This window comes from Streptomyces sp. NBC_00727, from assembly GCF_045161745.1.
Lineage (GTDB): Bacteria > Actinomycetota > Actinomycetes > Streptomycetales > Streptomycetaceae > Streptomyces.
The window spans coordinates 5,725,201-5,746,231 of sequence record NZ_CP108981.1; the positions used below are offsets into that span (position 1 = coordinate 5,725,201).

At 72.0% G+C, this 21,031-nt stretch carries 16 protein-coding genes and 2 pseudogenes; 6 read left to right on the top strand and 12 right to left on the bottom strand.

Annotated elements, in window-relative coordinates; genetic code table 11:
- Nucleotides 1-179 precede the first annotated feature (179 nt).
- A pseudogene (locus OG242_RS25975) lies at nucleotides 180-335 on the bottom strand (DUF397 domain-containing protein); the annotation flags it as partial.
- Nucleotides 336-337: 2 nt separating this feature from the next.
- Here OG242_RS25975 and OG242_RS25980 point away from each other — a divergent pair.
- Nucleotides 338-871: a DinB family protein gene (locus OG242_RS25980; RefSeq protein WP_405900439.1), complete on the top strand. Its 534-nt coding sequence runs from the start codon at nucleotides 338-340 to the stop codon at nucleotides 869-871.
- Nucleotides 872-1,031: 160 nt separating this feature from the next.
- Here the strand turns inward: OG242_RS25980 and OG242_RS25985 are convergent, their stop codons facing one another.
- The gene (locus tag OG242_RS25985) at nucleotides 1,032-1,235 is read right to left on the bottom strand and encodes a hypothetical protein (protein ID WP_405901788.1); all 204 of its coding nucleotides are present in this window, start codon (nucleotides 1,233-1,235) and stop codon (nucleotides 1,032-1,034) included.
- On the opposite strand from OG242_RS25985, the pseudogene OG242_RS25990 reads away from it, so the two are divergent.
- From OG242_RS25990 to OG242_RS26000, 3 genes and pseudogenes are all read left to right on the top strand, one after another.
- Nucleotides 1,230-1,574 (top strand): annotated as a pseudogene (locus OG242_RS25990) (cytidine deaminase family protein); the annotation flags it as partial. The gene OG242_RS25985 and the pseudogene OG242_RS25990 sit on opposite strands and share 6 nt — an antisense overlap.
- 295 nt (nucleotides 1,575-1,869) lie before the next feature.
- Nucleotides 1,870-2,181: a hypothetical protein gene (locus OG242_RS25995; RefSeq protein ID WP_405900440.1), complete on the top strand. Its 312-nt coding sequence runs from the start codon at nucleotides 1,870-1,872 to the stop codon at nucleotides 2,179-2,181.
- Nucleotides 2,182-2,312: 131 nt separating this feature from the next.
- Nucleotides 2,313-2,897 carry a putative immunity protein gene (locus OG242_RS26000; RefSeq protein WP_405900441.1) on the top strand — a complete coding sequence of 195 codons (585 nt, stop codon included), beginning with the start codon at nucleotides 2,313-2,315 and terminating at the stop codon, nucleotides 2,895-2,897.
- 55 nt (nucleotides 2,898-2,952) lie between these two features.
- Here OG242_RS26000 and OG242_RS26005 read toward each other — a convergent pair whose 3' ends face one another.
- Complete coding sequence (locus OG242_RS26005; RefSeq protein ID WP_405900442.1) at nucleotides 2,953-3,828, bottom strand: helix-turn-helix transcriptional regulator; 876 nt, start codon at nucleotides 3,826-3,828, stop codon at nucleotides 2,953-2,955.
- A 77-nt stretch (nucleotides 3,829-3,905) separates the two neighbouring features.
- Between OG242_RS26005 and OG242_RS26010 the strand changes: the two genes are divergently transcribed.
- Nucleotides 3,906-4,709 carry a dienelactone hydrolase family protein gene (locus tag OG242_RS26010; RefSeq protein ID WP_405901729.1) on the top strand — a complete coding sequence of 268 codons (804 nt, stop codon included), beginning with the start codon at nucleotides 3,906-3,908 and terminating at the stop codon, nucleotides 4,707-4,709.
- Nucleotides 4,710-4,742: 33 nt separating this feature from the next.
- Entirely contained in the window at nucleotides 4,743-5,171 is a 429-nt protein-coding gene (locus OG242_RS26015; RefSeq protein WP_405900443.1) for a hypothetical protein, read from the top strand.
- A gap of 7 nt (nucleotides 5,172-5,178) precedes the next feature.
- Here the strand turns inward: OG242_RS26015 and OG242_RS26020 are convergent, their stop codons facing one another.
- From OG242_RS26020 to OG242_RS26060, 9 genes are all read right to left on the bottom strand, one after another.
- Nucleotides 5,179-5,559: an Mpo1-like protein gene (locus OG242_RS26020; protein ID WP_405900444.1), complete on the bottom strand. Its 381-nt coding sequence runs from the start codon at nucleotides 5,557-5,559 to the stop codon at nucleotides 5,179-5,181.
- A complete protein-coding gene (locus OG242_RS26025) occupies nucleotides 5,556-6,242 on the bottom strand; it encodes a DUF6875 domain-containing protein (protein ID WP_405900445.1) in 687 nt (228 codons plus the stop codon). The genes OG242_RS26020 and OG242_RS26025 overlap by 4 nt, the downstream gene beginning before the upstream one ends.
- Nucleotides 6,242-7,363 (bottom strand): methyltransferase, encoded by a 1,122-nt coding sequence (locus tag OG242_RS26030; RefSeq protein WP_405900446.1) that lies wholly within the window; start codon nucleotides 7,361-7,363, stop codon nucleotides 6,242-6,244. Before OG242_RS26030 ends, OG242_RS26025 begins: the two co-directional genes overlap by 1 nt.
- Nucleotides 7,360-8,727 (bottom strand): cytochrome P450, encoded by a 1,368-nt coding sequence (locus tag OG242_RS26035; RefSeq protein WP_405900447.1) that lies wholly within the window; start codon nucleotides 8,725-8,727, stop codon nucleotides 7,360-7,362. Before OG242_RS26035 ends, OG242_RS26030 begins: the two co-directional genes overlap by 4 nt.
- A gap of 21 nt (nucleotides 8,728-8,748) precedes the next feature.
- Nucleotides 8,749-9,744: a UbiA family prenyltransferase gene (locus OG242_RS26040; protein WP_405900448.1), complete on the bottom strand. Its 996-nt coding sequence runs from the start codon at nucleotides 9,742-9,744 to the stop codon at nucleotides 8,749-8,751.
- Between the two features lie 254 nt (nucleotides 9,745-9,998).
- Nucleotides 9,999-10,562 carry a hypothetical protein gene (locus OG242_RS26045; protein ID WP_405900449.1) on the bottom strand — a complete coding sequence of 188 codons (564 nt, stop codon included), beginning with the start codon at nucleotides 10,560-10,562 and terminating at the stop codon, nucleotides 9,999-10,001.
- Nucleotides 10,563-10,590: 28 nt separating this feature from the next.
- Nucleotides 10,591-10,965, bottom strand: coding sequence for a hypothetical protein (locus OG242_RS26050; protein ID WP_330454438.1), 375 nt, complete (start codon nucleotides 10,963-10,965; stop codon nucleotides 10,591-10,593).
- 489 nt (nucleotides 10,966-11,454) lie between these two features.
- Nucleotides 11,455-13,833: a UvrD-helicase domain-containing protein gene (locus OG242_RS26055; RefSeq protein ID WP_405900450.1), complete on the bottom strand. Its 2,379-nt coding sequence runs from the start codon at nucleotides 13,831-13,833 to the stop codon at nucleotides 11,455-11,457.
- The gene (locus OG242_RS26060; RefSeq protein WP_405900451.1) at nucleotides 13,830-20,915 is read right to left on the bottom strand and encodes a DEAD/DEAH box helicase; all 7,086 of its coding nucleotides are present in this window, start codon (nucleotides 20,913-20,915) and stop codon (nucleotides 13,830-13,832) included. Before OG242_RS26060 ends, OG242_RS26055 begins: the two co-directional genes overlap by 4 nt.
- Nucleotides 20,916-21,031: the final 116 nt, after the last annotated feature.

A 21,031-nucleotide genomic window follows, 5' to 3' on the forward strand; every position in this document is an offset into this window, starting at 1 on the left:
CCGAGGGATCTGAATTATTGTCAGCGGCGGTGCGCAAAAGAGGAGTTCCGGCGCACGGTTCACGGCGAACGAGAAGTGCTTTCCGGTGACCGGCCGCACCACAGGATCTTTCGAAGAAGGAGGCTCTGCCGGTCCTCCTCGGACCGGCAGAGCCTCCGCGCGTTCAAACGACGCCTGCACTACTCCGCCGTGGCGAGCCCGACGAGCCCGGTCCAGGCGTCGCGCGAGACGCGGGGAACGGGGCCGGTCGCGGCCTTGGAGTCCCGGACGTGCACGGCGCCCGCACCGGCGGCGACCTCGATGCAGTCGCCGCCCGACTTGGCGCTATGTTCGCTGGATGCAGCAGCCTTCGCAGGAGGAGCCCGCGCTCCTCGACGGACCGGCCGTGGGCGTCTCCGATACCCGCGGACTTCTCCTCGGCTATCTGGACTGGTACCGCAAGGCCCTGATGCGAAAGCTCGCCGGACTCCCCGACGACGTGCTTCGCGCGCCTGTTGACCCCATGGGCTGGTCGCCGCTGGGCCTGGTCCAGCACCTTGGCTGGGTCGAACGACGTTGGCTGCGATGGGGGTTCGGTGCTGTGGATGTCGTCGCCCATCCACCCGGCGGAGACGCCGCGGAGTGGACGGTTGCCGCCGGCACCCCCACTGCGCAGGTCATCGCCGACTACCAGGCAGAAGTAGCCGCCTCGAACTCTCTGTTGGCGACGGCCGGCTTGAGCGACAAGGCACGTCTCGGTGGCCGCTTCAAGACACCCGACCAAGCACCCACGCTCAGCCGGATCCTCTTCCATCTCCTCCAGGAGTACGCCCGCCACGTCGGTCACGTCGACATCGCACGCGAGCTCATCGACGGCGAGACCGGCGAATGAGGCAGTCCGAGAGGTTCGGTCCAGTTGCCGATGTCGTCGGCGATCTCTGGCAGTGCGACCATCCGCGACACCACGTATGCGAGGACGGCGGCCAGCGAGACTGTCACGACAACTGCCCAGACGGCTGGGGTGTGAAGTCTGGCCGGCAGCCTGCGTAGCACTATGTGGGCGAGTGCTTCGTGTGGGTGGTGGCGTAGACGACGACGTTGTCGCGGTATTCGCGCTCGTCGGAGTCCCAGCCGGTGCAGGTGATGAGGCGGAGGCTGGGGCCGGGTGTAGGGCCGTAGACGAGGGAGTCGGTGCTCCGCAGGTCGGGGCTGTCATTCGGGCGACGGGTCGCAGCGCAGGTGCCTCCCAGAGCCACACCATGGCTGCCGCAGCCCGCGCACAGGACGGCCGGATCGTCACCGCAGTGAACGTCTGCGGCCCCTGCGCCGAGCTGGTTCTCCTCGGCACGGCAGCCGCCCAAGGTGCCTATGAGTTGGACACCATCGTCTCCGTGGGCGACCGCGACAGAGGGGTCGTTCCCCCGTGCGGACGGTGCCGTCAGATCCCTCTCGACTACTTCCCGGCCCTGCAAGTCATCGTCGGGGCCGCCGACCGGCTCCGGACCGCCTCCATCTCAGATCTGCTTCCCGAAAGCTACGTCTGGGCCGACTACCAGCTCGACGCTGAGGAGGCCGAGCCACTCAGCGCAAGCTGACATCATCAAAGACGGACAAGCTCACCAAGATCGGTGGACAGCGGCTTCTGAGACCTTTGGTCCGTTCCACCCGTTGGAACTGGGCGACGAAGCCCTCCGAGCCTCTTCGGTCTTCTCCTGGCGGGTGCCTCTACTCACCCGAGGGCGTCGCCCCGGACAAGATCCCGCTGCTCGGCTTCCTCCCGAGGATCGGGGGCTGCGGGGCGCTTCCGGGTTGAGCCCTGCGGCGGACTCGATCCGGCTGTTCCGGGTGATCGGTCACAGAGCCACGTATTCCGCACTTATGATCCTCGCCATGACTACACAGAACCCCAACACCGCCTGTGTGTGCGGCAGTTACTCGTTCGAAGTGCTGATGCACGAGGACCCCAGCGGCGACAAGGTGTGGCAGCTCAAGGCCACCGGTTGCGTCGCGACGACGCAGAGCAAGTTCGCACCGGGGCATGACGCCAAGCTCAAGTCGCTGATCGTTCAGGCCGGGGTCGGCGGCCACCCCGTGCGCCGCATCGTCCGCGACACGGTGGTGACCAAGGATGCGGTGCGGGTGGCCGCCGACCTGGGGTGGGAGGACGTCGTGCGCGACGCCATCGCCCGGGGGAGCAGCTAAGCCTTGTCGGCCCCGGGCACCGGCTTGATGCGCTCCAAGGGCGCGTCCCACTCGATGCCCCGCCCCCGGCGGACAGGGTGGCCCCTCGGAGCCGTACGGCCGAACATGGCGTATGTGCGACGATCGCTCGAATGACCAGCATGAGCGGGGACTTCGAGCTGTCGGTGGGCGAGTTGCGCGTCGTGGCGCGGTACGCGACCGAAGCGGCGCAAGGTGTTCTGGCGGTCTTCGAGGATGCCCATCCCGGTGACACCCGGCCGCGCGCTGCCATCGACGCGGCGTGGGAGTTCATCGGCGGCGCGCCCCGGACCAGGCTTCAGCGTGTCACCGCGATGGACGCGCACCGCGCGGCGGAGGACGCTGTCACCGAAGCCGCTCGGCTTGCCGCGCAGGCGGCGGGCGATGCCGCGGCCGCCGCCTATCTGCACCCCATCGCCAAGGCCCACCAGGTGGGCCACATCCTGCGCGCCGCCGCGAACGCGGCGCGCGTCGCGGAGCTCTGCGCGGGCGACGATCCCGGGGCCGGGGACCGGGCGGTCGAGAGGGCCCGCGAGCGGGCCACGCCGGTCCTGATCGACGTCCTGCGGCGCTATCCGCCCGCCCCCGGCGGCAGGAGCCGCGCCGCGCAGCTCATGGCCGCCCTGGACGCCTCCCTCCGCAGGTGTCGGCAAGTGAGGCCCGAACACGCACATGGCCAGGAAGTTCCTGGAGGTTGATGGCGTACTCAGGGGCCCGCCGTGCACCGTAGAAGATCTGCGGGGAATCGACACATCATTCGCGCGCCGGTGGCGGAGCGGACGTGCGACCGGCGTCCGTGGGGCTCTTCCGTATCAGCTGGGCGATCCGTGCTTGGTCCTGGTTGGTGGCGTTGAAGGTGACGAGTTTCTGCTCGGGGTCGTCGGCGAGTTGGAGCACGACGTGCTCCAACTCCAGTACCCCGAGGGCCGGATGACGTAGCCGCTTGGTGCCGGAGCTCAGGGGGACGACTCTGTGCTGGGGCCACCACTCTCGTACCTCGGGGCTGGCCGTGTGCAGACGTTCGAGCAGTGTGCTGAAGCCGGTGTCGCCCGGGTGACGTGCCGCGGCGGAGCGGAATCGGCCGAGCAGTGCGGATGCTTCGGCCGGCCAGTCGACCATCACCTGGCGGGCGCCGGGGTCGGTGAACATCCACCGGAGCAGGTTGCGGGCATCCGGCGCCTTGGCCGGCCAGTCGGTCCACAAGGCGCGGGCGGCCCGGTTGGAGGCCAGGACATCCCAGCACCGACCGGTGACGTAGGCCGGGCACGGGTCGAGCCGGTCGACGAGCGCGACGACGGCAGGCGCGAGGCTCTCAGCAACGGCGGGCTCTTCGGCGGGCGGGGCGCCGTGGACGAGGTCGTGGATGTGGCTGCGCTCGGCGGCGTCGAGCTGCAGGGCCACCGAAAGGGAGTCGAGCACCTGACGGGAGGGACGCATTTCGCGGCCCTGCTCCAAGTAGGTGTAGTACGTCGGGGAAATGGCCGCCAGCTGGGCCACCTCTTCCCGGCGCAGACCTCGGACCCGGCGTCGAGGCCCCGTGAGCAGACCGACTTCGGCGGGCTGGAGCCGCTCGCGGCGAGAGCGGAGCAGCTCGCCCAGCTCCTTGGACCGGGCCGTGGACTGAGGCATCCTGGTACTTCCATTACTAGGAAAAACACCCTGTGGATACCACTCTAGGCCGTGGCTACGTTGGCGTCATGAACGTCATGAACACGAACCCCCGTAGGGCCGGGTCGTACGCCATCCGAACGGAACACGTTGGTATCCCGGTGGGCGACGGGCCGCCGATGAGGGCCTACGTCGCCCGGCCAACGGCTTCCGGCCCGTTCCCGGGTGTCCTGGTGGGCATGGAACTCTTCGGCGTCGATGCCGGTGTCCGCGATGTCTGCGACCAGCTTGCCCGGCTCGGGTTCGTGGCTCTCGCGCCGGATTTCCACCACCGCACCGCCCCCGGCAGCGAACTGCCCCGCGACCCCGTGGGCCGGGAACGTGGCTTCGAACTGCTGGGGCTGATGACGCGCACCACGGTTCTCAGCGACGTGGGCGCTTGCATCGACCACCTTCACGCGGGCGGGAGCGTACACGTCAGCATGGTCGGGCTGAGCCTGGGCGGTCACATCGCCTACCTCGCGGCCACCGAGTTCGACCTTGCCGCAGTCGCCGTCTTCTACGGTGGTTGGCTCCCGAGCACCGACATCCCGATCAGCCGGCCCGAGCCGACGCTGTCGCTGACTCCGAAGATCACCGGGCGTGTCCTTTTCCTCGTCGGCGAGGAGGATCACGTCGTACCGCCTGCACAGCGGCGCGAGATCGAAGACGCACTCCTCAAGGCCGGAATACGCTACGAGATGGTCGTCTACCCCGGTACTGGGCACGGCTTCCTGCACGCCGATCCGACCACGGCATCCGACGCGTGGCGTCGCGTCCACGCGCTGCTGGTCGGCGGCGACCGCGCGCGGCAGTCCGCGCCCGGTCCGACGCCCCTCGGAGGGCGGGCCGAGGGCGGCTGACGGCGGCTTCCGGGGATGACTAGCCTCATGGGCATGTCATCTCAAGGACGCAACGCCGGAGCCGTTCTCTGGATCGTGCTGGCGGTGCTCAGCATGATCACGGCGGTGATCTTCGGCGCGGTCGCGATGGACGCGGCCTCGCAGGTCTCCGACGAGACGGTGGTCGGGACCAGCGGCTCGCTCAGTCCCTTCAAGGACGCCGACTGCCAGACCGGGTGGAAGAAGACCCAGCCCGACCAGCCCTTCCAGAAGTGCTACTTCGAACACATGGCGCAGACGGACAAGAACGCGGCGCTCTGGGAGCGGGAGATCGCGGTCCGCCAGTCGAAGACGCAGGTCAAGGGCTATCTGGCGATCGTCTTCGGGCTGGTGGGCGTGGCCTTCGCGGTCTTCGCCGCGGTGCCCGCGGGCGGCAGGCGCACCGAGCCCACGCCGACGGCGCCTCCCGCGCCGTCGGCGTGAGCAGGGTTCAGGAGACCCGCTGAAGGGCCTGCGCGGAGGGCTCCTCGGCGGCGGGGGCTCCGTCCTCCCGCCGCAGCCGCTCCACCAGCTCCTTCAGCTCGGCGTTGCGGCCGGTCGCCATCAGGTAGATCATCTTCAGGTCGCCGGAGAACGCCGCACCGGGATCGCTGAAGCCGATGGGCAGGTTCCGCTCGAAGACGAAGTGGCCGCTCCAGGCGAAGGCGAAGAACGCGCCGGGCGCGGCCGCGAGCAGCTTCGGGCGGCGCCGCCGTACGGCGGTGGCCGCGACGCCCAATGCCGCGGCCATGCCCGCCACATGCATCCAGCGGCTCGCCTCACTGGTGTGGCCGCGCATGTAGTCCTCGAAGCGCTGGTTGAACTTCCTCATTCCGGTTCTCCGTTCGTCTGGCGGGGTGGGGTGTCGGACGCGCTCGGCGCATGCCAGGAGACCGCGTTCTGGTACGTCTCCCGGAACAGGGTGTCGGCCACCGCCCGGCGCTCGTAGCGGGAGCCGAAGCGCCGGCGGTACTCGTCGAAGAAGTCGCCGCGGTGGTGGAGGAAGAGCACGTCGTGGACGGCCATGTTGCGGACCACCAGCAGCGGCACCGGGCAACGGGACACCAGGAAGTCGGGGTTCCGTGCGGCCGGTTCGGTGCAGTCCGGATGGAACTGCCCGAGCATCAGCCCCTGCCCGGCCAGCTCCGCCTTCAACTCCGCCTGTACGCGGTCCAGCAGCGGCCACCCGGCCGGCGGCAGATCGGGCAGCACCAGCAGGAGCGTCCGCATCGTCGGGTTGGCATGCGGCCAGCTCCGCGCCCGGAAGTCCCGCGCCAACTCCCGTACCACCGCTTTCGCGTCGTCGGCGTCGGCCGCCGCCATCCCCGTACGGGAACGCAGGACGAGCGTCCCCGCCTTCAACGCCGGCGCCACGAACGGGCATACGGGTCCGGCGCGCCCCAACTCACCGTGCGGGCGGCAGATGTACGAGTCGAGCCATTCGCGCACCGCCGCTTCGGCCTCCGCCGCGGTCGGCGGCCGCACCGGCAAGCGGGTCTCGTTCCGCGACGGCATCAGCGCTCGCCTCCCGTGTCGCCCGGGCGGCCGACGGACCGCGCCTCCAGGACTCCGGTGCCGGCGGGCAGCCGGGTGGTCCGCACCAGCGTCAGCCCCGCCTCGCCCAGCAGGCCCGCCATCTCCTTGCGGGTCCGCTCGCGGCCCCCCTCGAACAGGGACATCATGTAGAGGTCCATCAGCGCCCCCCACTCGCCGCTCGGGCCCCGTTCCGGGCCGTCCGTGTCCGCCGCGTCGGCCAGGTGGTCGACGACGACCAGCCGGGCCCCCGGACCCATCGCACGGCGGCAGTTGCGCAGGATCGCGCGGCAGGAGTCGTCGTCCCAGTCGTGCAGGATGTGCCGCAGCAGATAGAGGTCCCCGCCCGGCGGCAGCGCGGTCAGGAAGTCGCCCCCGACCAGTTCGCACCGGTCGTCCAGCCCCGCCCCGGCCAGCCGCCGGGCCGCCCCCGGCAGCGTCGCCGGAAGGTCGACCAGCACACCCCGCGCCCGGGGCCGGTCCCGCAGCAGCCCGGTCAGCAGGGCACCGTCCCCGCCGCCGACGTCGACGACGGTCAGCGGGCCGTCGAAGTCCACGGCCCGGAGCAGGCCCTCCAGCTCCAGGGCGAGCCCGGTCTCCTGGGACCGGTCGAACAGCCCCCGCAGCGCCGGGTCCGCGTCCAGGTGGCCGAAGAACTCCGTGCCGAAGACCTCAGCGAACGCCGGACGCCCCCGGCGGACCACGTCGGTCAGCCGCTCCCACGCGGGCGCCATCGTCGAGGCGACCAGCAGGGCCGTCGGCAGCGCGGAGGCCGGCGCGTCCGAGCGCAGGGTCCGGCCGAGCCCCGTCAGCGCGAAGCCGTCGGCGCCCTCGCCCGGCACCTGGCGCAGCACCCCGAAGGACACCAGCGCGCGCAGCAACCGGGTCAGCAGCACCGGGTCGCCGCCGGTCGCGCGGGCCAGCCCGGCCGCGGTCGGCGAACCGTCGCCGATCGTGTCCGGGAGGCCGAGTTCGGCGGCGGCGCAGACGGCCCGTGAGCGCACGTGGCCGTAGATCAGTTCCCGCATGTGCCAGGCATCGGCGGCCTGTTCGGGATCGGGCACGGCGACAGCCCCGGCGGCTCCGATCGTCGGCGCGGTCATCGGGCCTCCTCCGTCAGGGCGCCGGTCCGCTCGGCGCGCGGGGCCGCGCCCACCTCGACGAACAGGCCGTCGCGGGGGATCAGCGCCGGGATGCCGCCGTACTGCGGATGCCGGGTCCGCAGGTCGAGCGTGGTGCGCAGGGCGAGCCGCGAGAGCGCCGCGGGCAGGAGCACGGAGGCGATGGTCGCCCCGACACAGCGGCGCCCGCCGTACCCGTACGGCAGGTACTCGAACGGCCCGGGGGCCCGGTACCCGTCCCGCGAGGCGTCCCAGCGCTCCGGCAGGAAGCGGTCCGGCTCCGGCCACACCTCGGGGGAGCGGTGCGTGATGTACTCGCTGACCGCGACCAGGCTGCCGGCCGGGACGAGGTGGCCCGCGTACCGGAAGCCCCGGACGCAGCGGCGCGGGCTGAGGACGACGGGCGGGTGCGTGCGCAGGCTCTCCTGGACGACCTGGTTGGTGTAGCGCAGCTCGCGGACCTCGGCCGCCGACACCGCCCCGCCCGGCGGTGCCGCCTCCGCCTCCTCCCGCAGCCGCTGCCAGACCCCCGGCGTACTCAGCGAGTTGTAGACGGCCCAGCCGAGCGCCGAGCCGACCGGGTCGTACCCGGCGATCAGCGCGCTGACCACCATGTCGCGGACCTCCTGGTCGGACATCGCGGGGCCGTCGTCGGACAGCATCACGGAGATGAGATCGCGCGTCCCCTCGGGGCCGCCCTCGCGGCGCCGGCGCCGTATCTCCGCGTAGATCAGCCCTTCCACGGCCGCGATCCCGTCCAGCGCCCTCCTGCGCGCGGCGCCGGGCAGCTTCCAGGCGATCAGCTGCTGCGGCAACGGATAGTCCATCAGCTCGTGTACGCGCTCCAACTGGCCTACGAGATAAGCCTCCTGGGCCGCCAGGCGCTCACCGCAGAACTGCCGCAGCATCGCACTGCGGATCGCCGAGCGCAGTTCGCCGTGGACGTCCACCCGCTGCCCGGGCCGCCACCGGCCGATCGTCTCGTCGACGGACGCCAGGATCAGCCGGGTGCTCTCCTCCGCCCCGCCGCGGTGGAACGCCGGCCGCGCCTTGCGCCTGCGCCGGGCGTTCTCCTCGCCGTCCGTCGTGACCAGCGCGGTGTCACCGGCGATCGGGCGCAGCATGTCGTACGCCCCGCTGAAGCGGAAGTTGTCCTGGTTCTTCATGACCAGGGCGTTGGCCTCCGGCCCGAACAGGAAGTGCGTCCGGGTCGGGCCGAAGCCGAACGCGCTGACCGGACCGTAGGTGTCCCGGAGGTGTTCCAGGCCCTCCGGCAGCGAGCGCTGGAAGGCCCGGCCGACACGTAGGTACTGCGCCGGCGTCCGAGGACCGGGAAAGGCGGGCATGACGTCGTCTCCTTCTGGAGGTTACGGGGTGGGGGAGGCGGCGGCGGTGACATCGCTCCGGCGCCGGGAGTCCAGGGCCAGCAGGTCGCTGCCGAACAGCAGGACCGCGCCCAGCACGACACCCGTCACCGAGACCCAGCCCGGCGAGTGGAGCAGTAGGACCGAGGCGAGAAAGGCGGTCGACAGCAGCATGTCGACCTTGAGCACCGCGTTGGCCCCGGCCCGCTCCGGCGTACGGGCCATCGCCCGGCACTGCACCAGCGCCGCCACCGTCCACGGCAGCGCCCACAGCACCCGCCCCGGCAGCAGCCCGGCGGCCACGAACACCGCGGGCGACAGATACCCGACCAGCGTCACCACGGTCGCGGCCCGCGCGGCACGCGCGCGGCTCGCGAAGACCGTCGCCGACGTACGCAGCCCCGCCTCACGGTCGCCCTCGAAGTCCGGGAGGTTCTTCATCATCCCCTTGGCGACGAACCACACCACCAGGAACGCGAACAGCGCCCACCCCGGCCCGCGACCGTCCGGCACCCCGGCGAACCCGAGCAGGAACGGCCCGAAGACCGCCAGGCTGAACGCCAGCAGCCCCACCACGGGCCCGTCCTTCAGCCGCAGCGGCCGGAACGAGTACTGGTGCGCCCCCACGAGCAGGAACAGCGCGAGCGGCAGCATGGAGACACCGCCGTACGGCAGCGCGAGGACGAGCAGCACACCGCTCGCCGCATGACCGATCCACGCGGTCCGCCGATGCCCGAGCCGCAGCACCAGCCACACCCGCCCGGGCAGATTCCGGCTGTCCTCCGCCAGATCCGTGTACGCGTTGTAGAGGTTGGCCACCAGTCCGAACCCGAACGACATGAACATCCCCAGGAAGAACCCCGCGGACACCGTGCCCCCCGCGGCCGTCCACCCCAGCACGAACGCCAGATTCCCGGGCACACAGGTCCGCGGCCGCCCCAGCATGAACGCGATCCGCGCGCTCTCCGCCCACCCCGAACTCCCGGAACTCCGCCGCACGGCCTCCTCCCGTCGCCCGGGATCGAGCCCCCCGAACTCCTCGGGCCCGAGACCGGCCCCCCGCGAACGATCCCGCCCGACCACGACCCCACCGCCGTCCTGACTCGTCCTGAACCACCGAGCCATTCCAACGAACGGCCCTGGGGCGGGCCTGGAACCCGGGTCGACCACCAGGCCGCACGGGGCGGCACCCGGTATGAAACGCCGAACCGCCGAGACGCGGGCGTCTCGGCGGTTCCTGGATGCCGGATGCGTCAGACGCTCCAGATCTCCTTGATCGTCCTCACCTCGCCCCCGGCGCCCACGGTGATCTCGTAGACGTTGCCGAAGCAGCCGAACGGCGGCTCCACCTCGGGGTAGTCGTCGGTGGGGGCGCCGATCTCCTGGGCGTGGCAGCGGTCGATGTGCAGGGCCAACTCCTCGTGGCCGACCCGCTTCCACCGGCCGGGGCCGTCCATCAGGGCCAGTTGCGCCTCGACGTCCTCGGGGAGGACGTAGTGCTCGACCGGATCCGTCTCGTCGGCCCCGTAGATCCAGTCGTTGGGCGTGCAGTGCGGCTTGGCCACCGCCGCCTCGAAACCTCCGGAGTCGCGCATCAGCGTGACCTTGACCCGGGTGTGCCCGACGGGCAATTTGGGCGGCTTGCCGCAGTCCTCGCCGGAGTCGGAGGCCCCGGAGGCGGTGGCGGACGGCGTGGCACTGGTCCCGGAGCCTGTCGATGCTCCCTCATCCTCGGAGCCGTCCGGCCCGCAGGCGGCGATGCCGCTCAGGGCGGCGAGCAGCGCCACCGCGCCGACGGCACGGCGAGTTGCGTTCATGTGCGTTCCCCCGCTGGTGACGGCCGGCCTAGTAGCCGGTGACGTACGTCCAGTCGCCGTTCTGCGAGTACGGGACGGCGACGTGGGTCCCCCAGCTGTAGCCGTTCGTGCAGTTGGAGGTGTTGAACGCCTTGACCACGAGGTCGCCGCGCCACCACCAGCCGCCGATGTTCGTGGTGCCGCCCGAGTTGATGGTGAAGCAGCCGAGGCTCTCCTCGCCGTTGTGGTTGTAGCCGTAGAGCTCGATCGAGTGCCGGAGGCCGGGCGTCGCGTGGTCCGTGTACGAGATCTGCTGGCCGCTGGAGCCGGCGGCGGCCGTACCGGCGCCGGCGAAGAGCCCGGCGGTGGCCAGGGCGAGGCCGCCGGCTGCCATGGCGGCGCGTGCGGCGATGTTCTTGGACATGGGAATGCCCCCCGTTGGGTCGATGTCATCGTGAATCCGGAGAACGTGCCGGTCTCCGGACGTTTCGTGATCAAGCTAAGTGATCACTCCAACGCGTCGACAACACCGAGCCAACGGGGGGTCCGCATCCGCCGATGGACCCCTGCGCCTAGATGTCCCGGAAGACACCACGCAGTTCTATGGCCTGCGGCGATACGCGGCGGCAGAACGTTGACCTGAATTAATCATCTTTCAGGTGTCTCCTGCGCGTACACGTTGGTGCGGTCGAAAGTCCCAGGGGCTACTGCAGCCCACTACCGCGTTCTCTGGGCTGCATACGGGCCATATTGATGTGCGCACCGTGGAGCGGACGACCCCGTTGCCGCAGGGGACTGGCCGGCGTCGCGAGTCCGTGGAAATCGTCGAAGCGTTTCCGATGACCTCGCAAGCGGAGTGGGTGGCGATTCTGTAACCTGCGGACAAGAGGGCCTGACCTGAGATTATGTGGCGTCAGGCCGCGTTTGAACCCGAAGGCGGACCGTCCTCCCGCAACAGGGACGACGCGCGGCCGGCGTCGCGGTCGGCCTGCCGGGGCAGGTAACGGCTGGCTCTGCCGTGCCAGGTGACGATCAGCTCGTCCCGTGCCCGGGTCGCCGCCACGAAGAGCAGGGAGCGGGCTCGCTGCTCCTCCTGGCGATACCGGTCGGGACTGCTCAGCCTGAAGGTCTCGATGCGCTGATGGGGAATCAAGCCTTCGCTGACACCCGCCAGGAACACCCGCTGGAATTCCAGCCCCTTGAACCGGTGCATGGTGCCGATGTGCACGGTGTCGACGTCGCGGGGGCCCTCCCGGCCGATCTCACTCGCGGGAATCAGGAACGGTTTGCACGCCAGCGTGTAGGCGAGCTGTGTGACGGCGTCCTTGTCGGGCACGCTGACGGCCATGGCGGCGTACGGAGTGCCGTAGCGCTCGTGACGTTCCTTGAGCAGGGCGGCGATCGCCCGCATCTCGGTCTCCCAGTCGGGAGCACGCCAGTACTGGGGAGCCAGCCCGGTCAGTACGGACCGGTACCCGTCCAGGGTGTCGGCCCCGTCGTCGAGATCGTCGAAGCTCTCACCGTGGACCAGGCCGTGGGCGCTGCCCAGGATCTCCCGCGTCGTGCGGTAGTTCAGGGTCAGCCGTCGGGAGGCCCGTCCAGGGGTGTTGATGCCGAGCCGGCCCAGCACCACCTGGTGCGAGTAGATGCGCTGGTGGGCGTCACCGGCCAGGAAGATGTCGTCCGGCCCGGGGGCCGTCATCGCCCGCAGCATCCGCCAGTGGGAGGCCGACAGGTCCTGGGCCTCGTCGACGACCACATGCCGGTAGCGGGGCTTGAGCCACATGCCGCTTCCGGCCTCACGATGGACGAGGTCCAGGCCGCCGTGCTCCTCCTTGTAGCGTGCCTGCTCGACGGCCTTCGCCATGTGGCGCCCCTCGATCCGCGCGGCCTCGTCGGCGATCAGCGCGTACGTGGTGCGGCGGGGCGGACTGTCCAGCAGCGAGCGGTACGTCTGCACCAGCTCCCACACCTTTTTCCGGTCGGCTCGTTGCAGCACTCCCCGGCCTTTGCGTTCCGCGCGGAAGTACAGACGCTCCGTTCCGCAGCCCTGCGCGAGGATGACGTGCTTGAACTCCGCGTCGAGGAAGTCGACGTCGTAGTCGAAGACACCCACCTCCGTGCACGCGCGGTGCCAGAGCGCCATGGCCTCCTCGTCGCCCATGGGCGTGCCGAGCACCGAACCGGGATGCTGCTCGACCACCTCCCGGGCGACCTGGTCCACGGACTTGACGTCGACCCGGCGCACGAGCGCGTCACCGCCGAGCCGATGCAGGCGCTCCCTCAGGTCGGCGGCGAGGTTCGTGTTGTACGTGGTCAGCAGCACGGGCCGGGTCTGGCCCGGGGGGAGCCGGTCGACGAGGTACCGGACCCGGTGGAGTGCCACGACGGTCTTGCCGGTACCCGGCCCGCCCGTGACCTTCGCCGATCCCTTGAAGGACGTGGTGGCGAGCCGGCGCTGCTCGGGATGGAGAAAGAGCCGCCACGCCTCGAAACCGTCCCCGAGCGCGTCCAGGACCGCCGCGTCCTCCGTGCTCACCTGGGAGACGGGGCGCCGAGCGGCCTGCGCCCAGTCCTGCGGGTCGACTCGTCCGTCGGCCCGCCACTGGTCGGTGACGAACGCGCGCACCTCGGGCGGCTCCATGCCGTCGTGCAGCGCCAGCAGCACCTCCCGGGTGAGCCCCGGGAGGTTGTGACCGAGCACGGCCTCCAGCTGGCGGCCGTCGGTGATGCGCCGCAGAGCGGGCAGCAGGGAGGCGATGACACCGAGCTCGACCAGCTCCCCGTCGTCGTAGCGGGCGAAGAGCGGGACCGGGAGAGCGGTCGGCACGGGTTCGGAAGGCGAGGCGGCTTCCTCGGCGGCCAGGGCTTCCCCCGGCACGGCATCCGGCGTCGGATCGGGCTCCGGCCGTGCGGGCATCGCCACCACCTGGGCGCTGACCTCGCTCTGGTCGACGAGCTCGACACCACCCGAGACCGCGTTGATCTCCACGGTCAGCCGGGCGAGTTCGTCCCGTGCCGCCGGCCCGACCCGGACGGCCAGCAGACTGAAGCGGTTTTCCTCGGTCTCGAGGAGCAGCCCCATGCGACTGCCGTCGAGGGAAGCAAGGAACAGACGCCCGTTTCCGCCCGTCTCCCGCAGGAAGACCAGACGCAGCGCCCTGTTGGACCGGTCGGTGCGCAGCCGGCGGACGAAGTCGCCCACCGCGTTCTTCGTGGCCGCGTCGAGGCGCCGGATGTCCTCGTTGGCCTGCGGTGTGACCGTGACCTGTGTCCGGACTCCCTGGCTCATGACCGGTCCCCTCCCTCTCCGGATGCGCTCTCCCGCCGGTCGTCCAGCAGGGCGGCGAGCTCCTTCTCGTCCCAGCCGCCCGGCGCCCGGACCTGCCACCCGGCCGCGTGACACTGCTCCATGTACGCGTCGTCGGCCGCGTCCTCGTCCAGGACGACCGCGATCCTGCGGTCCGGCCAGGCGAGTTCGAGCGGCCTGGAGAGACCGGGGGCGTCCCAGCCCGCCTCGGCGGCCCGCACCTGGCCGCGCTCGGCGAGTGCCGTGGCGAGGGCCTCGATCGCCGGGTCGCCCACGTACGACAGCTCACGAAGGACGAGATCCCACGCGGCGCGTTCCAGCTCCGTCGGCACCGCACGCGCACCGTCGGCCTGCGGCGACGTGCCGGGAGCCGCCTCGGCCGCCGCCTCCGGCGCAGCGCCCGGGTCCTCCCGCTCCGCTTCCGGCAGCACGAGCCCCGTGCCCGGCAGCTCCTCGCGCAGGGCCGGCAGGAGCCCGCCGGCTCGTACGGCCGTGGCCGCCAGCAGTCCCGCGTCGAAGGAGTCCAGCTCGCTGCGGGCGAGTTGCAGACCGTCGGCCCGGCCGGTCCCGGCCGGATCCAGGAACTGGAGTACGTTGCCCCAGCACAGCCACGCCTTCCAGCGCCGCCGGTGCGTGTCGCCGTCCCCGGCGACGGCCTCCGCACGGTCGTCGAGCACGGCCAGCGCGCTCAGCCCCTGCGGTTTCGTCCGGGCGTCACCGATCAACGTCAGCGGCAGGCCTGAGCCGTCGCGTACGGGGTAGAGCTTCAGCCCCTGACCGCTCACCGGCGGCCGGGCGTCGCCCCGCAGCGTCGCCTCTATCCACGCGACGGCCGCCTCGGGGGAGGCGTCGACCACCTCCTCCCGCTTCGCCAAGGGGAGCAGGCCCCCCACGCACAGCCGGGCCAGCGCGTGCCAGCGCCGCAGGTCGGGGTCTGCGAGGAAGGCGAGGAGGGCGGGGACGGCACCGGCGAACAGCCGGTCGATCTCGGCCGGGTCCTGCCGCTGCCGCGCCCAGTTGGCCCGGGCCCGGCCACCCGGTGTGGCGTCCCCGTCGACGGCGTACGGCGGCCACGCGGCCTGCGCCGACGGCCCGGCCAGGGCGGGGGTGAGGGCCTGTGCGCCCTCGTCCCCGTCCGCCGCCGCACCGCGGCCGGCCCGGGTCCGCAGCTCCTTGTCCCAGGCCATGACGTCGTCCCAGGTGATCTGCCAGACCAGCATGCCGTCGGCCCGGAGCCGGGCCCGCTTGGCGGCGTCCCCCGCGATCCGGTTCGTCGCCGCGGAGGCGTGCCACCGGTAGCCGTCCAGGTAGACGGCCACCGGCACGGGCGGAGCCCCGTCCGACGTGGTCTCACCCGCGACGGGGCGCAGCAGCAGGTCCGGCACCGTGCCCTGGGCGTGCAGCGGCTTCTGTGCGACGGACTCCCAGCGGATAGGCGAGCCGTCCCGCCGGCGCAGCGTGAACTGCTTGCCCTGGCGTCCGGTCGGGGTCTCCTCGTGCTCCACGTCGGCCTTGTTCGCGGGATCGTCGAGCCAGCGGTCGAGACAGTCGATGAACCGCCGCTCCAGATCGCTCTGGGCCTGCCGGGCGAAGCGCCTGCGGTCCTCCTCCTCGGCCTCCGCGCGCCCCGCCCGGTCCTTGCGGAGCGGCCTGACGTCCCACCGGCTGCGCCCGTCCGCACCGAGCACGTCGTCGAGCATCCACAGCGCTTCGAGGTGGTCCAGGAGCGGGTATTCGCGCTCCGGCGCGTATCCCAGCAGACAGAGGTGACACGCGCGCCGGGGCCCGTTCTCGCACGGGCAGGCGCGCAGGTATTCCTGCGCCGCCGCCAGCACCGCCCGGAATTCGTCGCCCACGCGCTCGACGAGCCGTTGCAGATAGCCCGTGCCGCCGGGCAGTGAGTCGTAGAGCACCAGGTAGTTGCGGGTCAGCCCGGTCTCGCGGTCCGGTTCCGTGCTCGGGGTGGACCGGATGTGCGCGGGGTCGCCGCCGTAGCGCAGTGCGAGCCCCAGGTGCAGGGCGGCGGAGAAGGACGCCAGGCGTTCCGGCACGTGCAGGGTCGCGGCGGGGAGCAGGATGCGCAGCGCCTCGGTGCGGTGCTCGGTGGCGGTGATCACCCGCCGGTCCTGGGCCTGGACGGCCCGGCCGCGGCGCCGGGTGGGGCACCAGGGGCGGTGGTGGGCGAGATCCGGCCGTCCGGCGAGGGATTCGGACAGCTCCTCCTGCACGGGGGCGTGCCCGGGCTCGTGGTCGGTGGCGCCCCCGCACAGCGGGCAGAGCACGAAGGGGGTGACGGTGACCTCGGTGCCGGCGAAGTACGTGTCGGGGCGGCGGTTCGCCCTGACGGGCCCGAGGTTGAACCTCCGGATGACCGCCTCGCGCACGTGGTCGACGCCGAACGTGGCCCCCGTGTGACGCCAGCTCTCCTTGATCGCGGCCGGATCGATGTCCACCGCCGTGGCCGTCGAGTAGTGGCGCTGGTTGCGCGTGTCGACGTCGTCGATGATCCGGGCGTCGTTCCGCTTGTCCCGGGAGGTCACCTTGTGCGGGACGACCACGTGGTGCAGCGCGGCCCGGCCGCCGATGCCGGGGCCGCCGCAGCGGGGGCAGGGCGAGATGTCGGTCTCGGCGTCCTTGGTGCGCACGTGCCCGCACTCCCGGCAGACGCGCCAGGCGGCCACCGCCGGACGGGCCTCGTCCTCGCCGTCCTTGGGGCGCGGACCGAGATCGAAACCGTCGATGGTGTGGTGGTAGCCGAGGACGTAGTACGAGTTCCCGGGGGCGAGTTCGGTGAGCGCGGACTCGGCCGGCCGGGTGTAGGTCCGGGGCTCCGTGCGCCACTGCGACGCGGGCGCCTTCTCCGCGTCGGCACCGGCCGCGTTCCGGGCCCGCTTGGCGGGCTCCTTGTGGGTCAGCGCGGCTTCGAGGCGCACACCGCCCTCCACCAGGCTGTAGTTCGGCAGCAGACCCCGCTGGACCAGGAACGCCTGAGCCCCGGCCTGCGCGAACTCCTGGAGCTGACCCCCGACGGCCCTGGCCTCCCGGGCGAGGTTGCGCTGCTCCCGTGCCTCGTCCTCCACGTTCTCGTGCAGGGCCTCGGCCGCCTCGTTGATCCGGGCGCGCCGGTCCACGAGCTCGGCCCGCTCGGCCTCCCAGTCCTCCTCGGCGTCCCGCAGGGCCTCGGCCAGCTTCCCCGCCGCATAGCGGTGCAGCGACGCACGGGCATCGCGGGAGACCCCGGAGTCGGGCACACCGTCGATCTCCGGGAACAGCTCCAGGAAGTCGTCGGCCAGGTCCCTGCGCCCGGTCACGGCCTGGGAGAACCGCCGCAGCCAGCCGACCCGCCCGAACAGGGCCGTCACCCGGTCGGGCAGCGGGGTCACGCCCTCCAGGCGCCCGCGCGCGGCCAGGTCGACGAGGTGGGCGACGTACTGGCGGCGCAGCAGCTCGCCCGCCGAAAGGAAGCAGCCGGGAGGCAGGATCCGCCCCGCGATCAACTGCCGTGGCTCGGCCAGGTGGTAGAGGGCGCGCGGGCTGGTGTCGGCGAGCGACACCATGAGCGCGTTGCCCGTCGAGCGGCCGGCCCGGCCGACGCGCTGGACGTATCCGGCGGTGGTCGGCGGCAGGGAGGCCAGCACGACCGCCTCCAACTGGCCGATGTCGATGCCCAGTTCGAGGGTGGGCGTGCAGGACAGCACGTTGGGGTCTGTGTGCCGGACGCCCTGCCGGAAGCCCTTCTCGACCTCTTCACGCTCCTTGCGGGTGAGCACCCCGGTGTGTTCGGCGGCGACCACGCTGTACGGCCCGGCGTCCCGGTACAGCTGCCGGTAGTAGTCCGCCCGGTAGTCCCGGCCGGCCCTGCCGGGCGCCTCGGTCGAGGGCACCGCCAACTGCCCCTCACAGCCCTTGAGCGGGCACGGCAGGCCCTGCCACACCGGCACCCGCTCCGGCGGCACGGTCTGCGTCCAGCCGCACTCCGGGCAGGCCAGTGCCGCGTGCGCCGTCTGCTCGTCGGTCAGCGGCCGCACCCGGATGTGCCCGGGGGTGAGCCCGTAGGTCCCGTGGTCCTGGTTCCCCCGGCCCGCCGCCTCCTGGCCGGTGCGCCGGTGGGCCAGGGCGCCGATCTCCGGGTCGGCCAGCCGCGGCAGCAGCTCGGCGAGATAGCCGGCGGCGAGGGTCCGGTCCATGCCCAGGCAGCGTGCGGCGAAGTCGGCGTACCAGCTCTCCTTGGTGTCGACCCGCTCGAAGTCCGTACGGCCCGATCGCGACCCCACCAGGACGAAGGCGGGTGCGTCCGAGTTCCATCCGAAGGCCTGCATCCCTTCGGGGCGTCCGCCCCAGATCGTGTAGCGGTTGCGCCCCTCGGCGTCGATGAACTTGTCCAGCCACTCGTGCCGGATGCCGCCGCTGGTCCGCACGTGTTCCAGGAGTCCGCGGACGAACCCCTCGAAGCGGCGCAGTCGGTCCGGCCCGGAAGCGGGCAGGACCGGAGGAGCGGACTTCTTGGCGAGTCCGTCGTCCTCCGCCGCTTCCTCGGGGTCCACGGGCAGTTGCCGGCGCAGGTGCTCCCTGTACAGCCCTTCCGCGAGCTCGGCAGCGGTCGCCGGGTCCGGCAGATACACCTCCGCGGCCACCGTGCGGGTGAGCTCCAGGGTGCGGCCCGCCCGCGAGTTCAGTCCGAACTCCAGCAGGGTGTTGAACGCCAGCCGCTCACCGATCAGTTCCCAGGTCCCCTTGGGCAGCCGCTTCTTGCCCGCCAGGAGCCGCTTCACCTTGTCCACGTCGTGCAGGTCGGGCGGCACGACGGACGCGAGCAGCTTCTCCTTGTCCACGGAGGCCCGCTTCACCAGCGCGGCGATCAGCTCGTTCAGCGGCACGCCCTCGTCGGCGAAGTCCGGTTCCTCGGCCGAGCGCTGTGCCAGCTGTTCCTGCACGAGGGAACGCAGCGAGAACTTCCAGGCGCGCGACGCGACGAATCCGGCCCGGTGCGCCGCGTCCTGCACGGAGTCGTTGAAGATCAGCGTCTTGCGCGCGTCGTTGCCGTCGGCGTCCTTCTTCGGCAGCTCCCCGCCGGTGAACAGCTGGGTGACCGCCACCGAGGCGAGCGGGGCCACACCGGCACCGAGGAACCGGATGCCCTGGGCCTGCCCGCAGGCCGGGCAGCGGTCCTGCTTGGCGTACACGTCCTGGTCGGCGTTGTCGAACCACGCCTTGACGAACACCCCGTTCTCCGGGGCCTCGGCGATCGATCCGTCGGGGCGCAGCACCTCGTCGGGGTCTATCCTGCGCAGCGCCTCCCCGTTGTCCTCCAGGACCAGCACGGTCGCTTCGCGGACCGCCGCCCGCTTCCCGCGCCGCATGCTCCGGCCGAGTGCCTGCCGCGCCTGGTTCGCCGCCTCGGCGGGCGTCGCCGCGATGAGCGCCCGCACCCGGGCCTTGCCGGGACCACCACCCGCGCTGAGCCGGTAGACGTCGTCGGGCGCGGAGACGAGGGAGGTCGGGTTGCGCTCGGGGCACACGGCGCTCCAGCCGGAGCGGCCGCAGTGCCGGCAGTATGCCGACGGCAGCCGCCCGGCCCGCGGCACGACGCGGTTCCGGTCCGCCTGCGCGGCGGATGTCACGGAGGCGGAGGCGGCCCGGTCGGCGTCCGTCCACGAGAAGGCGGGCCGCGGCGCGACGAAGCGCAGCACCCGGGAGAGCGCACGCACCCACAGGTGCGTCTCGACGAGCAGCAGCGGCCGGTCCTTGCCGGCGGGTGCCCCCGGGTCACGCGCTACGGAGATCAGCGCGATGAACCGGGCCAGCGCCTCGGCGGCGGTCTCCGGGTCCTGCGCCGCCGTCACCCGCCATGCGGAGCCGGCGGGGAAGGCCGCCAGGATCTCCCCGGCCGTGAGCGGCTGATCCACGTCCGCGGTCAGCAGGTCGTGGGTGAGCGGGTGCGCGAGGAGGCGGCGCCCCATCTCGCGGGCGTCGGACGTGTCGCAGCCCAGCACCAGCCGGGAGACCTCGTCGAGCCCGCCGTCGCGCGCGGGCGGATCGGGCAGGGCCGCGACCTCCGCGGGCGAGGGCAGCGGCAACCACACGTCCACGGGGGAGAGGAAGGAGTTCAGGTCCCGCCGGTCCTCCCCGACCACGGCGTCGTCGGGAAAGCGCACCCCGAACACCTGCGAGGCCACATCCAGCATGGCCCGCGGCCCGCCCCCGCCCCCTTGGTCCTGCCGGTCCTTCACGGACGACTCGCCGAGGGTCGCCGAGGTCGCCACCGGGCAGATCGAGCCCAGCGGCCGGCCTTTGTCGGCAGCCCCGACGACCGCGCCGAGCCGCCGGAGCAGCATGGCGACGTCGGTGCCCTGGGCGCCGTCGTACGTGTGGAACTCGTCGATCACGATGTACGCGAGGTCCGCGTCGGCCCACAGCGGGGCGTCCTGCTGCCGCTGGAGCAGCAGGTCCAGCATCTTGTAGTTCGTGATCAGGATGTCCGGCGGATTCCGGCGGATCTCCGCCCGGTCCACGGCGACCCGCCCGTACGGGGAGCCGTTCTTCGCGGAGCTGGCCTCACCGATGTAGAGCCCGGCGGTCACGTCCCGGAGCCGCTCGTCCTCCAGCAGCTCGCCGATCCGGTCCGCCTGGTCACCCGCGAGCGCGTTCATCGGATAGAGCAGCACGGCCTTGATCCCGTGCTTCCCTGCCGCCTTGGCCCGCCGGCAGTGGTCGATGACGGGGACGAGGAACGCCTCCGTCTTGCCGGAGCCCGTGCCGGTCGTGACGAGCGTCGGCTGCGGGACGTGCCCGCCCTTGGTCGTCAGCCGGGCGAAGGCTTCGGCCTGGTGCGCGTACGGCCAGAAACCGCCCTTGTACCAGTCGAGGTGCTGCTGCCAGCCGTCCTCGGCCGCGCGGAACGGCCGCCGGAGCCGGTGGTACGGCCCGCGGAAGAGTCCGTCGGCCGGGTCCGTGAGGAACTCGGTGAGGGCCTTCTGGGTGTCGGGCTCGGCGAGCGCGAACGTGGTGGTCAGATACTCGACCGTGGTGTCGCGCAGCGCCTGCGCGGCGAGTGTGGGACGCATGGTGCCCGCCGGCCCTCCCCCTGTGTCCTGCTCCGGGCGCTCCCGGACGCGCCTTGTGACGTGTGACGTCGGCCGCGGGTGATCATCCGCCCCCGGCCCCGCCCACTTTACGTCCG